The organism is Hyunsoonleella aquatilis (assembly GCF_014270105.1).
In the GTDB taxonomy this organism is placed as follows: Bacteria; Bacteroidota; Bacteroidia; order Flavobacteriales; family Flavobacteriaceae; genus Jejuia; species Jejuia aquatilis.
This window is the reverse complement of sequence record NZ_JACNMF010000004.1, coordinates 308,944-324,314: the sequence shown is the minus strand read 5'-3', so window position 1 is coordinate 324,314 and position 15,371 is coordinate 308,944. Positions and strand designations below refer to the sequence as shown.

12 protein-coding genes are annotated in these 15,371 nt (G+C 38.5%); 11 read left to right on the top strand and 1 reads right to left on the bottom strand.

The window, feature by feature from the left end; translation table 11 throughout:
- The first annotated feature begins 5 nt into the window (after positions 1–5).
- The 9 genes from H7U19_RS12975 (at position 6) to ctlX (ending at position 9,430) form a co-directional block, all read left to right on the top strand.
- Positions 6–998: a DNA-directed RNA polymerase subunit alpha gene (locus tag H7U19_RS12975; protein ID WP_186563047.1), complete on the top strand. Its 993-nt coding sequence runs from the start codon at positions 6–8 to the stop codon at positions 996–998.
- A gap of 113 nt (positions 999–1,111) precedes the next feature.
- A complete protein-coding gene (rplQ, locus tag H7U19_RS12970) occupies positions 1,112–1,585 on the top strand; it encodes a 50S ribosomal protein L17 (protein WP_186563045.1) in 474 nt (157 codons plus the stop codon).
- Between the two features lie 137 nt (positions 1,586–1,722).
- Positions 1,723–2,847 carry a glutamine-hydrolyzing carbamoyl-phosphate synthase small subunit gene (gene carA / locus H7U19_RS12965; RefSeq protein ID WP_186563043.1) on the top strand — a complete coding sequence of 375 codons (1,125 nt, stop codon included), beginning with the start codon at positions 1,723–1,725 and terminating at the stop codon, positions 2,845–2,847.
- Positions 2,848–2,971: 124 nt separating this feature from the next.
- Positions 2,972–4,261: a phosphopyruvate hydratase gene (gene eno / locus H7U19_RS12960; RefSeq protein WP_186563041.1), complete on the top strand. Its 1,290-nt coding sequence runs from the start codon at positions 2,972–2,974 to the stop codon at positions 4,259–4,261.
- A gap of 76 nt (positions 4,262–4,337) precedes the next feature.
- Positions 4,338–5,375 (top strand): hypothetical protein, encoded by a 1,038-nt coding sequence (locus tag H7U19_RS12955; RefSeq protein WP_186563039.1) that lies wholly within the window; start codon positions 4,338–4,340, stop codon positions 5,373–5,375.
- A 3-nt stretch (positions 5,376–5,378) separates the two neighbouring features.
- The gene (locus H7U19_RS12950; protein ID WP_186563037.1) at positions 5,379–5,891 is read left to right on the top strand and encodes a DUF350 domain-containing protein; all 513 of its coding nucleotides are present in this window, start codon (positions 5,379–5,381) and stop codon (positions 5,889–5,891) included.
- A 241-nt stretch (positions 5,892–6,132) separates the two neighbouring features.
- Positions 6,133–7,416, top strand: a complete 1,284-nt coding sequence (locus tag H7U19_RS12945; protein WP_186563036.1) for a citrate synthase — start codon at positions 6,133–6,135, stop codon at positions 7,414–7,416.
- A gap of 149 nt (positions 7,417–7,565) precedes the next feature.
- The gene (locus H7U19_RS12940) at positions 7,566–8,480 is read left to right on the top strand and encodes a dimethylarginine dimethylaminohydrolase family protein (RefSeq protein WP_186563034.1); all 915 of its coding nucleotides are present in this window, start codon (positions 7,566–7,568) and stop codon (positions 8,478–8,480) included.
- Between the two features lie 8 nt (positions 8,481–8,488).
- Complete coding sequence (gene ctlX, locus H7U19_RS12935; RefSeq protein ID WP_186563032.1) at positions 8,489–9,430, top strand: citrulline utilization hydrolase CtlX; 942 nt, start codon at positions 8,489–8,491, stop codon at positions 9,428–9,430.
- Here the strand turns inward: ctlX and H7U19_RS12930 are convergent.
- Positions 9,427–11,502 (bottom strand): tetratricopeptide repeat-containing sensor histidine kinase, encoded by a 2,076-nt coding sequence (locus tag H7U19_RS12930; protein WP_186563030.1) that lies wholly within the window; start codon positions 11,500–11,502, stop codon positions 9,427–9,429. The two genes, ctlX and H7U19_RS12930, sit on opposite strands and share 4 nt — an antisense overlap.
- Before the next feature lie 436 nt (positions 11,503–11,938).
- Between H7U19_RS12930 and argS the strand changes: the two genes are divergently transcribed.
- Together argS and H7U19_RS12920 are read left to right on the top strand one after the other, a co-directional pair.
- Entirely contained in the window at positions 11,939–13,747 is a 1,809-nt protein-coding gene (argS, locus tag H7U19_RS12925) for an arginine--tRNA ligase (protein WP_186563422.1), read from the top strand.
- Positions 13,748–14,025: 278 nt separating this feature from the next.
- Positions 14,026–15,371: hypothetical protein (locus H7U19_RS12920; protein WP_222597435.1), on the top strand; the 1,346-nt coding region annotated here is incomplete at its 3' end.

The window sequence follows — 15,371 nt, the reverse complement described above, 5'->3', positions numbered from 1 at the left end:
ACAATATGGCAGTATTTAATTTTCAGAAGCCCGATAAAGTAATCATGATCGATTCTACTGATTTCGAAGGTAAATTCGAATTCAGACCTTTAGAACCTGGTTACGGATTAACAGTAGGTAATGCTCTAAGAAGAGTGTTGTTGTCTTCTTTGGAAGGATTTGCAATTACCTCGGTTAGAATTGAGGGCGTAGACCACGAATTTTCAACAATCGCTGGAGTTGTTGAGGACGTTACTGAAATCATTCTTAACTTAAAACAAGTTCGTTTTAAAAGACAGATCGAGGATATCGATAACGAGTCTATCTCAATTTCAATTTCAGGTCAAGAGCAAATCTTGGCTGGTGATTTCCAAAAGTTTATCTCTGGATTCCAAGTTTTGAATTCAGAATTGGTAATCTGTAATTTAGATCCTAAGGTGAGCCTAAACATGGAAATCACTATTGAAAAAGGTAGAGGATATGTTCCTGCGGAAGAAAACAAAAAGCCTTCTGCACCAATGGGAACTATCTTTACGGATTCTATCTACACACCGATAAAAAATGTGAAGTACAGCATTGAGAACTATCGTGTAGAGCAAAAAACGGATTACGAAAAATTAGTTTTTGAAATCATAACAGATGGTTCAATTACGCCTCAGGATGCATTGACCGAAGCGGCTAAAACCTTGATTCACCACTTCATGTTATTCTCAGACGAGCGTATCACTTTAGAAGCGGATGAAATCGCGCAAACGGAGACTTATGATGAAGAATCACTTCACATGCGTCAGTTGCTTAAGACTAAGTTAATCGATATGGACCTTTCTGTTCGTGCGCTGAACTGTTTGAAAGCTGCAGAAGTAGATACTTTAGGCGACTTGGTATCATTCAATAAAAATGATTTAATGAAGTTCCGAAATTTCGGTAAAAAATCCTTAACTGAGCTTGAAGAGCTTGTACACGTTAAAGGTTTGAACTTCGGAATGGATTTAAGCAAATATAAATTAGATAAAGATTAAATTATTCAGACCTGCAAGGTTTCCATAACCTTGTAGGTCTTTTTTATTAACTCCTTTATAATTTGCTCCTCAAAAAGAGTGATGTAGCAAGATAAAGGTTTAACACAAAAGTCATGAGACACGGAAAAAAATTCAACCATTTAGGTAGAAAAACGGCCCACAGAAAGGCCATGTTGGCCAATATGGCATGTTCCTTAATTGAGCACAAACGTATTAATACAACAGTTGCCAAGGCAAAAGCTTTAAAACAATTTGTGGAGCCATTAATTACAAAGTCCAAAGAGGATACAACCCACAACAGACGTATCGTTTTCAGTCGTTTAAGACAAAAAGAAGCCGTTACCGAGTTGTTCAGGGAAGTAGCTACAAAGGTTGGAGACAGGCCGGGAGGTTACACCAGAGTTATCAAGTTGGGTAACCGATTGGGTGATAACGCTGATATGGCAATGATCGAGTTGGTAGATTACAACGAAATCTACAATGCAGGCAAGCCTAAGAAGAAAACTACAAGAAGAAGTAGAAGAGGAGGCAGTAAGCCAGCTGTTGCAGTACCTGTTGAAACTAACGCATCAAACGAAGAAGAATAAATGTTAATAAGCATTTAATATATAAAGGATAAACTATTTTTAGTTTATCCTTTTTTTTTGAATTTTTGTAAAACTTTTTCCGGCATGTCACACTGAGCGCAGTCGAAGTGCAAACGGGAATCTTATATAGCATCACAATGAAATACCAAAAGAGACAAAATGCCATCGTTCTGCTTGCAGATGGTACGATTTTTTATGGAAAAGCAGTAGGAGGAAAGCAAGGAACGGCTTTCGGGGAAGTATGTTTTAATACTGGAATGACAGGATATCAGGAAATTTTTACTGACCCTTCATATTATGGACAACTTATGGTAGCCACCAATGCCCATATTGGCAATTACGGCACCAATGAAGATGAAGTAGAATCCGATTCAATAAAAATTGCCGGTCTTATCGTGAAAAACTTTAGCTACGAATATTCGCGTCCCGCTGCGGATAGTTCACTTGAAGAGTTTTTGGATAAAAATAATCTTTTGGCCATTTCGGATGTAGACACAAGAGCCTTGGTAAGTTATATTAGGGACCATGGCGCCATGAACGCCGTGATTTCAACTGAAGTGGATAACATTGAGGGCTTAAAGAAGCAATTAGCCGAGGTGCCAAGTATGGAAGGTTTGGAATTAGCTTCAAAAGTATCTACAAAAGAGCCGTATTATTTCGGAGATAAAAATGCTACTTACAAAGTAGCAGCATTGGACATAGGCATTAAAAAGAACATCTTGAGGAATATTGCAAGCAGGGATTGTTACATAAAAGTGTTTCCATACAATGCAAAATTTGAGGATTTGGAGGCTTTTGAGCCCGATGGGTATTTCCTATCCAATGGTCCTGGTGACCCAGAACCATTAGTGGATGCCCAAGAAGTGGCCAAAGAAATCATCAAAAGGGATTTGCCTTTATTTGGTATTTGTTTAGGTCATCAAGTTATTGCTATTGCAAATGGTGTTTCAACTTATAAAATGTACAATGGGCATAGAGGGATAAATCATCCTGTAAAGAACTTAATCACAGGAAAAGGGGAAATCACTTCCCAAAACCATGGTTTCGCCGTAAATAGGGAAGAAGCAGAGGCTAACACAGATTTGCAAATTACCCATATTCATTTGAATGATAATACTGTGGCGGGACTGGCAATGAAAGATAAAAACGTATTTTCGGTCCAATATCACCCAGAGGCGAGTCCTGGACCACATGATTCATCTTATTTATTTGACCAATTTGTAGAAAATATAAAAAAAGCTAAACTGACCACCGTTCAGTAATATTTGAGGCATTTTCAAACTAAAACGTTTTAGCTTTCTTTTTAAGAATTTATGACAAAAGCTAGTTAATAACAGAAGATTTAGCCGTAAATTTGGGCTCGAAAGATTAAAAAAACAACCAATTATGAGTGCAATTATTAATATCCACGCAAGACAAATCCTCGATTCAAGAGGGAATCCGACTGTGGAAGTAGATGTAATTACTGAAAACGGAGTATTAGGTAGAGCTGCCGTACCATCGGGAGCATCAACAGGAGAGCATGAAGCCGTAGAATTACGTGACGGAGGAGATACTTACATGGGCAAGGGCGTTTTAAAAGCCGTAGATAACGTAAATTCAGTAATCGCTGAGGAATTGCTTGGCGTTTCTGTGTTTGAGCAAAACTTTATCGACCAAACCATGATTGATTTGGATGGTACGCCAAACAAATCAAAGTTAGGCGCTAATGCTATCTTAGGTGTGTCTTTGGCTGCAGCAAAAGCAGCGGCTAATGAGTTGAATATGCCTTTATATAGATATGTTGGAGGTGTTTCTGCAAACACGTTGCCAGTTCCTATGATGAACATTATCAATGGAGGTTCGCACAGTGATGCACCAATTGCATTCCAGGAATTTATGATTATGCCGGTAAAGGCCAAAAACTTTACGCATGCCATGCAAATGGGGACGGAGATTTTCCATCATTTGAAAAAAGTATTGCACGATAGAAATTTATCTACAGCGGTAGGTGACGAGGGTGGATTTGCTCCGACTTTGGATGGCACCGAAGATGCTATTGAAACTATCGGTAAAGCTGTTGGAAACGCTGGATATAAATTTGGAGACGAAGTTAAAATCGCTTTGGATTGTGCTTCTGCAGAATTTTATGTTAATGGCAAATACGATTATACAAAATTTGAAGGTGATACCGGAGTGGTAAGAACTTCTGAAGAGCAAGCTACTTACTTAGCTGAACTTTGCGAAAAATATCCAATTATTTCTATTGAAGATGGAATGGATGAAAATGATTGGGACGGCTGGAAATCTTTAACTGAAAAAGTTGGTGACAAAGTGCAATTGGTTGGTGATGATTTATATGTAACCAATGTGGAGCGTTTATCGCGAGGTATCGAAAATGGTATTGCCAATTCAATTTTGATTAAAGTAAACCAGATTGGTTCTTTAACCGAAACTATCGCGGCGGTAAACATGGCGAAAAATGCTGGATACACTTCAGTAATGTCACACCGTTCGGGTGAAACCGAAGACAATACCATTGCAGATTTGGCGGTGGCATTAAATTGTGGTCAAATCAAGACTGGTTCTGCATCGCGTAGCGACCGTATGGCCAAATACAATCAATTGCTTCGTATCGAGGAGGAGCTGGGCTCTGTAGCTTATTTTCCTCAGGAAAAAGCGTTTAAAGTAAAATAGATTAGTTTTTCTTATTATATTAAAATCCTGTTATCATCGATAACAGGATTTTTTGTTTTTAACCCATTCTCCCGTATTGAAGTTTAAAGAAATTATTAGAAACTATCTTCAATTATTGTATCATCTGCTGGTAGGTGCTATGCTAATTATTGCAGTACTGTTAACGTTGGTCATCATCTTAAGTGTAGCTTTTGATTCAATAACTAACAGGCCTATATTAGTCTTGATGATTGGATTGGCAGCTGCCATATTCGTATATGTTTGGTCAAATAGGGAAAAGATTTATGGTCATAAAAATTCATTTAGGTTTCTTTTGTTTGAGATTTTTAAATTAGTATTTGCCATCCTATTTTTTTGTGTGATCGCCCTAAGCGTAAAAAAGGCTCCTAAGCCTTCAAAACCAAGAATTGTGGATGAATCGGTTACCTTGTATACCGATAGTATTGATGGAGAGGTAGAAAAATACTATTTAAGTACTCAAAATTGGAGGGATTTCAGCAGAAAACCACATACCCTGCCTTTCAAAATAAATTTTGATAATGTGGAACTATCCACTCGAAATAGGAGTAATTATAAAGTGACGTTTGGATTTAAATGGGGTGACTTTTACCAACAGCTTAGTGGCAACGACCAAGTATTGATAAATGAATTGGCCGAGACCTTTTATAGTTACCAGCAACAGGAAAAATTGAGTAGAGTAGAATTTGCCGAATTGATGATATCTGCCATTCAGGATATTCCGTATAACCTGATTTTGAGCAGGGGATGCGATAGTTTGGACATCAAACCTTGCTATGGAAATATAAAACTAGGGCTTTATGCACCTGCAGAGTTTATCTCCCATTTAAGGGGTGATTGCGATACACGAACCGTTTTGCTCTTTACCTTGCTTTCTCGCTTTAATTACGATATTGCTATCCTGAATAGTCAGGCTTATAAGCATTCAATTTTAGGGATTCACATTCCTGCTACAGGAAAGTTTAAATCAATTAACAATAAAAGATATTATTTTGTAGAAACAACCACTCGTGGTTGCCCTATTGGCTATTTGCATCCTGAATGGTCAGATATCAAAAAATGGGATTTCGAACTTTTATTTAATACTAAATCTTAAAAAATGGACTTATTTTATCTCGCCTTAAGCCAAGTGATAATTTCAATTTTCTTGTCAATTGTGATATTTTTCATTTCGTACAAAATTCTGATTAAGGCATTTAAATTGAATGAAAGCAAGTTTGACAGCGATAATCTGGCCTTGAGCATATTTTTTTCGGGAATAATTTTCAGCATAGGATATTTACTTAGTGCTATCATTCCTTCAATTATCAATGCAGTTCAGCTCATAAAAACGAATACCGACGGGAACCTGTATTTAGAAGTTCTCAAATATTCGACTATTAGTTTGTTGATTGGATTTCTAACGATTTCCTTAATACAAATGGGCGCGTTTTTCTTGGTAAAAGTGATGACGAAACATATCAAGGAGGTAGAGGCTTTAAAGCAAAATAATCTTTCTGTGGCGCTACTTCTAATAAGTATCTTGATTTCAATAACATTAATTTCAAAGGAAGGTCTTATTTTTCTTTTGGAAACGTTTTTGCCTCATCCCGAGTTTGTCCAGTTTAATTAGTCAACAGAACCAAAGGCGATGGGCTTTGAGAGATTGTTTTCAGCATGAAAAGTGCTTAAAAGGTAAGAACAAATCCCGATTGAAATTAAATTATCAAAGTAGTTCTTTTCTTGAAATAACCACTTTTTTTGTGTATTAATTTTAGCAATATCTCAATTAATAAAACCTTTAGAAATCAACTTCAGAAATCAGCAGATATTTCGTAATTTAGCACTTCCAAAAAATTAAATACTACAAATACATGTCAGATACCGCTACGCTTGAAATTAATGGAGAAAAATATGAGTTTCCTCTTGTAAAAGGAACAGAAAATGAAGTTGCAATAGACATTAGAACACTTAGAGGTGTGAGTAAGGTCATTACTTTAGATTCCGGATATAAAAATACTGGGTCATGTGAAAGTGCCATTACGTTTTTAGATGGAGAAAAGGGTATATTAAGATACAGAGGGTATTCAATTGAAGAGCTTGCTGAAAAAGCCGACTTTTTGGAAGTGGCGTATTTATTGATTTTTGGTGAGTTGCCGACCTCAGAGCAATTGGCGAAGTTCCATCATGATATCATGGAAAATTCAATGGTGGATGAGGACGTACACAAGATTCTTGATGCATTTCCTAAGAATGCCCATCCTATGGGTGTGCTTTCTTCTTTAACGAGTGGATTAATTGCATTTAATCCATCTTCGGTAAATGTGGACTCTGAGGAAGAGATGTATAGAGCCATTGTTAAAATATTGGGGCAGTTCCCTGTATTGGTGGCTTGGGTGATGCGCAAAAAGAAAGGCTTGCCTTTAAATTATGGCTCTAAAAAATTAAGCTACGTTGATAATTTAATGCAAATGATGTTCCAACAGCCCAATGAGGATTTTGAACTTAATGAGATCGTTAGGGATGCATTGGATAAATTATTGATTTTGCATGCAGATCATGAGCAAAATTGTTCTACTTCGACGGTGAGGATCACAGGTTCATCCCATGCAGGGTTATTTGTTTCTATAGCGGCCGGAATTTCTGCACTTTGGGGACCTTTGCATGGAGGCGCTAACCAAGCTGTTTTGGAAATGCTTGAGGCCATTAAGGAAGATGGGGGAGATACTAAAAAGTATATGGCGAAGGCCAAGGATAAAAGTGATCCTTTCCGCTTGATGGGCTTCGGACATAGAGTTTATAAGAATTTTGATCCGAGGGCACGAATTATCAAAAAGGCTGCTGATGAGGTTCTAGCTGATTTAGGTGTTGAAGATCCTATTTTAGACATTGCTAAAGGCTTGGAAAAAGAAGCTTTGGAAGATCAATATTTTGTAGATAGAAAATTGTACCCTAATGTAGATTTCTATTCAGGTATCATTTACCGGGCTATGGGTATTCCAGTTGAAATGTTTACAGTAATGTTTGCAATGGGACGTTTACCAGGGTGGATTGCACAATGGCGTGAAATGCGATTGAACAAGGAGCCAATCGGTCGCCCAAGACAATTGTATGTTGGTGCAACAGAAAGATCGTTTAAGCCGATTGATCAAAGATAAAGTGCTTAGGGGATTATAATATTGTTAAGCTTCATGATGTTTTCATGAAGCTTTTTTTGTTATTTCTGTTATTTTTGAGAATAATTCAAAAATTACATTTTAATCCGTAGTTTAGCACTTTCAAAAACTCGAAAATATTAGTCGAAAAAATGATACAATTAAATGTTCAAAATGAGACTTCAAGATTACGTTCGGTCGTTTTAGGCACCGCTGAAAGCATTGGGCCCGTTCCTAACATTGAGGATTGTTACGACCCAAAAAGTATCGAGCATATTTTGGCGGGCACATATCCAACCGAGGCTGCTATGATAAAAGAGATGAATGCCGTTTTGGATGTATTAAAAAAGTACGATGTTAAAGTATATCGTCCTGAAGTCATTGAAAATTGTAATCAAATTTTTTCAAGAGATATCGCCTTTGTAATTGATGATATCATGATTGAGGCCAATATTTTGCCCCATCGCGAGGAAGAAGTACATGCCATTGATTATATCTGGAATCAGGTGTCCGAAGACAAACGTATTATTTTACCGGAGAATTGCCATGTTGAAGGTGGGGATGTTATGCCATGGAATGACTATATTTTTATGGGTACTTACTCGGGAGAGGATTATTCAAATTTGATTACGGCTCGAACAAATATTCAAGCTGTTGGCGCCATTCAGGATTTATTTCCTAACAAAAAAGTAAAATCTTTCGAACTGAGAAAATCCAATACCAATCCCCGTGAGAATGCACTTCATTTAGATTGTTGCTTCAATCCTTTAGGAAAGGGAAAAGCCATTATCCATAAAAACGGGTTTTTGGTAGAGGAAGAATATAATTGGCTAGTTAACTTCTTTGGAAAGGAAAACCTATTTGAGATTACAAAGGATGAAATGTACGATATGTACAGTAATGTGTTTTCAATTTCAGAAGATGTTATAATTTCCGAACGCAGTTTTACCCGATTGAATAACTGGCTTCAAGCGCAAGGCTTCACAGTTGAGGAAGTACCCTATGCTGAAATAGGAAAGCAAGAGGGGTTGTTGCGTTGCACCACTTTGCCACTGTTTAGAGATTAAATTTAAATATGAAGCAACAAACTACAAATACCATATTAATGGTGCGTCCCGTTAATTTTAGAATGAACGAGCAGACAGCTGTTAACAACTATTATCAAGAATCCATTGACGGTGTTTTGCCTGAAACCATTAACGCCAAAGCGCAAAACGAGTTTGATAGCTATGTTGAAAAGTTATGTGATATAGGTGTAAATGTTATTGTGGCAAATGACAGAATAGAAACGGATACCCCCGATTCTATCTTCCCCAATAACTGGGTGTCCTTTCACGAAAATGGGGATGTAGGCTTGTATCCAATGTTTGCTGAAAACAGGAGATTGGAGCGTCGAGAAGATATTTTGGAAACCTTGGAATCCGAGGGGTTCATCATCAATAACATTATTGATTATACCGGTGCCGAAGAGGAAGGAGTGTTTTTGGAAGGCACTGGAAGTGTGATTTTAGACCGCGCCAACCAAAAAGCATATTGTGCATTATCGCCTAGGGCCAATGAGGATTTGTTTATTGAGTTTTGTGAGGATTTTGAATATTTTCCTGTTGTGTTCACGGCCAACCAAACAGTCGATGGGCACCGGAAACCGATTTACCACACCAATGTAATGATGTGCGTGGCAGAGACGTTTGTCGTAATTTGTCTAAGTAGTATTGATGACAAAAAGGAACGCAAAAATGTTATCAAACACTTAAAAGATGATGGTAAAGAAATTATTGATATTACAGAAAAACAAGTAGCCCAATTTGCGGGCAATATGTTGCAGGTAAGGGCACAAAATGATGAGCGCTATTTGATTATGAGCCAATCGGCGTATGACAGCCTTTCTCTACAGCAAATCAATGCTATTGAGAAGCATTGTGAAATCCTTTCAAGTGACCTGAATACAATTGAAACTTGTGGAGGAGGAAGTGCTCGATGTATGATGGCAGAGGTATTTTTGCCTAAATTAAATTAGTGATCGCCGTTGGGTTTGGATTTCGGCAATTGAACGTAGAATGTACTTCCAACATTCACGGTGCTTTCCACCCAAATTTTACCGCCGTTAAGTTCTACCAACTCTCTGCAAATCGAAAGTCCTAAGCCAGTACCTTTTTCATTATTGGTTCCCATAGTAGTGAAACTACTACTTTTAAAGAGTTTTTCGATATTGTGCTGAGAAATACCTACTCCAGTATCAGCAATGCTGAGAATACAGGTGCCATTGCTGATGTGGTTTGAAATGGTAATCTTATCACCTTTTCTTGAGAATTTTAAGGCATTGGCCAATAGATTTTGGATAACGATTTCAATCATGCTTCTATCAGCATAAGCGAAATCTCGAAGCGAATGGTCTACCAGCTCAATGCCTTTGCTCTCCAAGCGTTGCTCAACTAGCTTCACTTTTTCCTCAAATACCTCCTGTATATCGAATAAGCTCGGACTTGGCTTCAGCGACTGCATTTGGGATTTGGACCAATTCAATAAATTGAATAATAAAAGAGAAGCATTATTGGCATTTTCGCTCAATTCGGGAATTAAGTTATCAAACTCTTCCCGGGACAGAGAACCGTCCCTGAGCAAATCAATAAACCCGTTAATGGACGATAAAGAGTCTTTCAAATCGTGCGAAACTATCGAGAACAACTTGTCCTTTACGTTATTGATATTTTCCAGGTGCTTGGTCTGCTCCACAAAAGCTTCATTTTGCAACTGTATTTTTAGGTTCTTTTCTTCAAGTTCTTGAGCGTATTTCAGGCTATTATTACGTTTCATATAAACCCAGACCAAGAATATACAAACCAGAGCAAGCGCGCCCAATAAAATATAAAAGAACAACTTAAATTGGGTTAACTTGTCCTGACTTTCGGTTATAATCTGTTCTTTATTTTCAAGATCAGCTTCTATTTTGGCTTCCTCTTGGTCGAAATTTAGGTTGAGGTCTTCTTCAGGGATTTTAACGGTTTCGGATATTGGTTTGGTCTTGGCTTTTTCCAAACTATCTTTTAGGTTATAATAATTGCGTTGCCAAACAAAAGCTCCGTCGAATTTCCGTTTGGTGGAATCCAGAGCCTTCATTAGCTTATAATGCTTTAAAAGTTCCTCTTTATCATTAAGCCTTCTGGCAATGGCTCCGGCTTCTAGCAGTTGTTGCTCCGCAATAATTAATCTGTTTTGGCTTAAATTTAAACTTCCTAAATTATGCAAAGTAACCATCAAATTTTGCTGGTTTCGGTTTTTCCTGTTAAGATTTAAGCCTTGAATTAAATATTTAGTCGCGGTATCGTAATCATTAAAGTTAAGGTACTCTCCACCTAATTTTGGAAGTATTTCACTTCGTAGCGAATCGTTTTTGCCATTTTTGCCCGCCAGTACCCTTTCGTAAAAATCAATGGCCTTTCGGTGCTCTTTTATTTTGGAATAGAGTTCTGCCAATTTAAGACTTGAATTGCTTATACCTTCATTATCGTTAAGTTGTTCTTGAATTTCTAAGGCTTTGGTATTGAATTCAATGGCCTTATTCATATCATTAATTTCAGAGTAAGCTCTTCCCAAACTGGCATAGGCTGTCCTTAATTCTTCGTACAAATTACGGTTCTCTAACTCCTTTATAGCAGAAAGTGAATATTGTAGCCCCTTAGAATAATTGCCACGCTCAATCTCAATTAGGCCTATGCTATTGTTTACTTTGGCTACGTTAAGCGTATCCTTTAGCTGATTAAAAAGAGCCTTTGCCTTGGTATAACCATCTATGGCATTAATGTAATCGCTCTTTCGGGCATAAATCAAAGCTTTGTAATATGTGGTCTTAGCTATACCATCTCTGTAACCGATTTTGGATGAAAGCTTATCACTTTCAATTATATATTTTATGGCACGATCGTAGTCTTTGTTTTCGAAAAGGTATTCTATCAGTTTGAGGGAGGTATCAACTTTAAGGGTGTCAGAGGTCTGGAAAGCTAAAGCAATGGATAGGCTATCTATTTCCTTGGTTTGAGCAAAACCTAGGAATACGGGTAAGAATAAAATCAGGGTAATTATCTTCCTCATATAGCTTTTAAATTATAGCTTATCTCAAAGCTACTATCTAAAGATGCTTGGTTGAGGGAGATCAAGTAGTCTTTATTGGGGTCGGTTGATTGATCCAATTTTTTGTTCAATAATAGCTTCGCAAAGCAAAAGTTGCAAAAAGCCCCTTGATATTCTAATTTATGGGTTTTTCTACCAAAATATTAGATAAAGGGAGCCCTGGTATTTTTGAAAAAATCGACGAATAGATTAACGGCAAAAAACATAGAAAAACGGCATTTTTATCGACGAAATGTAGACAACAAAAAATCATCAGATTTTATCTGGAATAAATGTCTAACATTCAATATCCTTCAAGTTTGACCTTTTTAAGCTATAACCCCAATTTAGGCTTAGAATTATTGTTAGAAATAACTTGAAAAACTTGTTATCTTTGCCAGCCTATAACCACAAGATGATGAGCCTTCAAAATATCCTTTTTGCACATGTAAAGCAAGCTGTTTCGACCGAATATCAAGTAGATTTAGAGGCTCTAGAATTTCAAGCTACCCGAAAGGAATTTGCAGGCGATATTACCTTGGTTATTTTTCCAATGTTGCGTTTTGTGAAAGGAAATCCTGCCGTTATCGGTGAAACTATCGGTGATTACTTAGTGAATCATGTGGATGAGGTCAAAGGCTTTAACGTTGTAAAGGGCTTTTTAAACATTGAGATCAGTGATGTTTACTATTTGAACTTCTTCGACAGTATAAAGAATGATGAAAATTATGGATTTGTATCGCCTAATGCTGATGAAAAGGCTATTATGGTTGAATATTCGTCTCCAAACACCAACAAACCTCTGCATTTAGGACATATTCGCAACAACCTTTTGGGTTACAGTGTCGCTGAAATACTGAAAGCATCCGGGAAAAAGGTCTACAAAACCCAGATTATCAATGATAGGGGGATCCATATTTGCAAGAGTATGCTGGCATGGCAGCGATTTGGGAATGGCGAAACTCCTGAAAGTACTGGCCTTAAGGGGGATAAGTTGGTCGGGAATTATTATGTAAAATTCGATCAAGAGTATAAAAAGGAAATAGAGGCATTGGTTGCCGGCGGACAATCGCAAGATGATGCTAAAAAGAATGCACCTATTTTGTTGGAAGCACAGGATATGCTTCGCCAATGGGAAGCAGGTGACAAAGAGGTAGTTGCGCTATGGAAAACCATGAACAGCTGGGTTTATGACGGTTTTGATGAGACCTACAAGAATTTGGGGGTAGATTTCGATACCTTATATTATGAAAGCGATACCTATTTGTTAGGAAAGGAATTTGTGGCTGGAGGATTGAAGTCTGGAGTGTTTTTTAAAGAGGACGACGGTTCCGTGTGGTGCGACTTGACCGATGAGGGGTTGGATAAAAAAATCGTGTTGAGAGCTGATGGTACTGCGGTTTATATGACCCAGGATATTGGTACTGCCATTCAGCGTATCAAAGATTTTCCTGATGTTGGAGGTATGGTCTATACCGTTGGAAATGAGCAGGATTACCATTTTAAAGTACTCTTTTTAATACTGAAGAAGTTAGGATTTGAATGGGCAAAAAACTTGTACCATTTAAGTTACGGTATGGTGGATTTACCTAGTGGAAAAATGAAGAGTAGGGAAGGTACGGTGGTGGATGCGGATGATTTAATTATTGAAATGGCAACCACGGCTGAAGAGATTTCAGAAGAACTGGGAAAATTGGACGGTTACTCCAAAGAAGAAAAGAAGCAACTTTATAAAACTATCGGTTTGGGGGCTTTAAAGTATTTTATTCTAAAAGTCGATCCCAAAAAGCGCATTTTGTTCGACCCAAAAGAATCTATCGATTTTCAGGGAAATACAGGGCCTTTTATTCAATATACCTATGCTAGGATTCAATCGATTTTAAGAAAGGCCGATTTAAATAACGCTGTCAGGTTGAGTACTTCGACAGCGCTCAGCATAAACTCTGTCGAAGTGCATTTACACGAAAAAGAGCGCGAATTAATCAAACAACTTCAATTATTCCCAGAAACCATTCAGTATGCCGCGGAGCAACATAGCCCTGCTTTAATCGCAAACTACACCTATGATTTGGTCAAGGAGTTTAACTCGTTTTACCAAAACGTTTCCATTTTGGGTGCAGAAAACGAGAATGAAAAGGTATTCCGCGTACAATTATCAAAAGCTGTAGCCCAAACCATTAAAAATGCTTTTACTTTGCTGGGGATTGATGTGCCGGAGCGGATGTAACCTGTCTTAAGCTCCATTAAACCTCTTGCAAATAATGCTTTGATTAGAGTGAATTCTAGCAATTTATCTATCCACTTTTGGAAATAATCTTGCTCGAGTTATTTCATTTTTGAGAGCTCATTCCCTTTGTAAAGTGAGAGATATCGGTACAGAATAATGCTTTCACAAGAACCACTTTTGTTAATTTCACTAAATATTTTGTTTAATAATAAATGTAAAAATTTAAACATTAAATTATTTTGTTTAACTTTACAACAAAATAAATAAACAAAATAAGAATGAAAGAAAAATTATCCTTCCAAACCCCCAAATCATTTTTACTAGTTTTTTTTACTTTTTTATTGTTATCACCCAATGTTTTTGCAAATACTGTTTGTGGTCAAATTGAAAACCTTGAGTTTTCTAATGGACATGAAACAGCTCCGCTTGAAAATAATGGCGTTTACAATATTAATGACTTACCAGAACATTTTTACTTGGATGTAAACGTCCATGGATATTCACAAAGTGCGAAATACACTGTTGAAAATTTACAGACGCATCAAACGTATACTATAGTTGAAAACCTCCTACCTTACACATTTCCCTCAGGAAATTCCGCGTGGGATTTGGGTACCGGTGATTTTAGAATTAGGGTTTCCATTTATAAGTTTGACCGCGCCATTGTTAAGTGTGACACTAAAACCTACACGATTACCATTTTAGATGAAGAACCTGTCTGTACTGCGGACGCGGGCACGTTGCACGCCTATTCGGATAAGGTAACCTTAGTAGGCGATAGGGTTGAGATCAGCGCCACCGAAGACGGCAACCAGGTAGTCCCCGACGGCTACAGCAAGATATTCGTGCTTACGATGGGAGAGGCCCTTTTGATCAAGGGAGTGAACCAAGAAGCACCGGTATTCAATGTAACGGAGCCGGGCATGTACACGATCCACACGCTGGTGTTCGACGGCAGGTCGGACAGCCCCAACTTTTTGGACCTTGGCGTGGTGGGCCCGACCACCACGGGTGTTGACGTGCTGAACATAGTTATAGAGAACGGCCTGTGCGCCTCGCTGGACGTGCCGGGCGCACCCGTGGGGGTAGAGTCCTGTACTGCGGATGCCGGAACGTTGCATGCTACGGCAGGCAAGGTAACTTTAGTAGGCGATAGTGCTGAGATCAGCGCCACCGAAGATGGCAACCAGGTAGTCCCCGACGGCTACAGCAAGATATTCGTGCTTACGATGGGAGAGGCCCTTTTGATCAAGGGCGTTAACATGGACGCTCCCGTGTTCGAGGTGACCGAGGCGGGCATGTACACGATCCACACGCTGGTGTTCGACGGCAGGACGGACAGCCCCAACTTTTTGGACCTTGGCGTCGTGGGCCCGACCACCACGGGTGTTGACGTGCTGAACATAGTTATAGAGAACGGTTTATGTGCCTCGCTGGACGTGCCGGGCGCACCCGTTGAGGTAGAGTCCTGTACTGCGGATGCCGGAACGTTGCAGGCTACAGCGGGCAAGGTAACCTTAGTGGGCGACGGCGTTGAGATCAGCGCCACCGAAGACGGCAACCAGGTAGTCCCCGACGGCTACAGCAAGATATTCGTGCTTACGATGGGAGAGGCCCTTTTGAT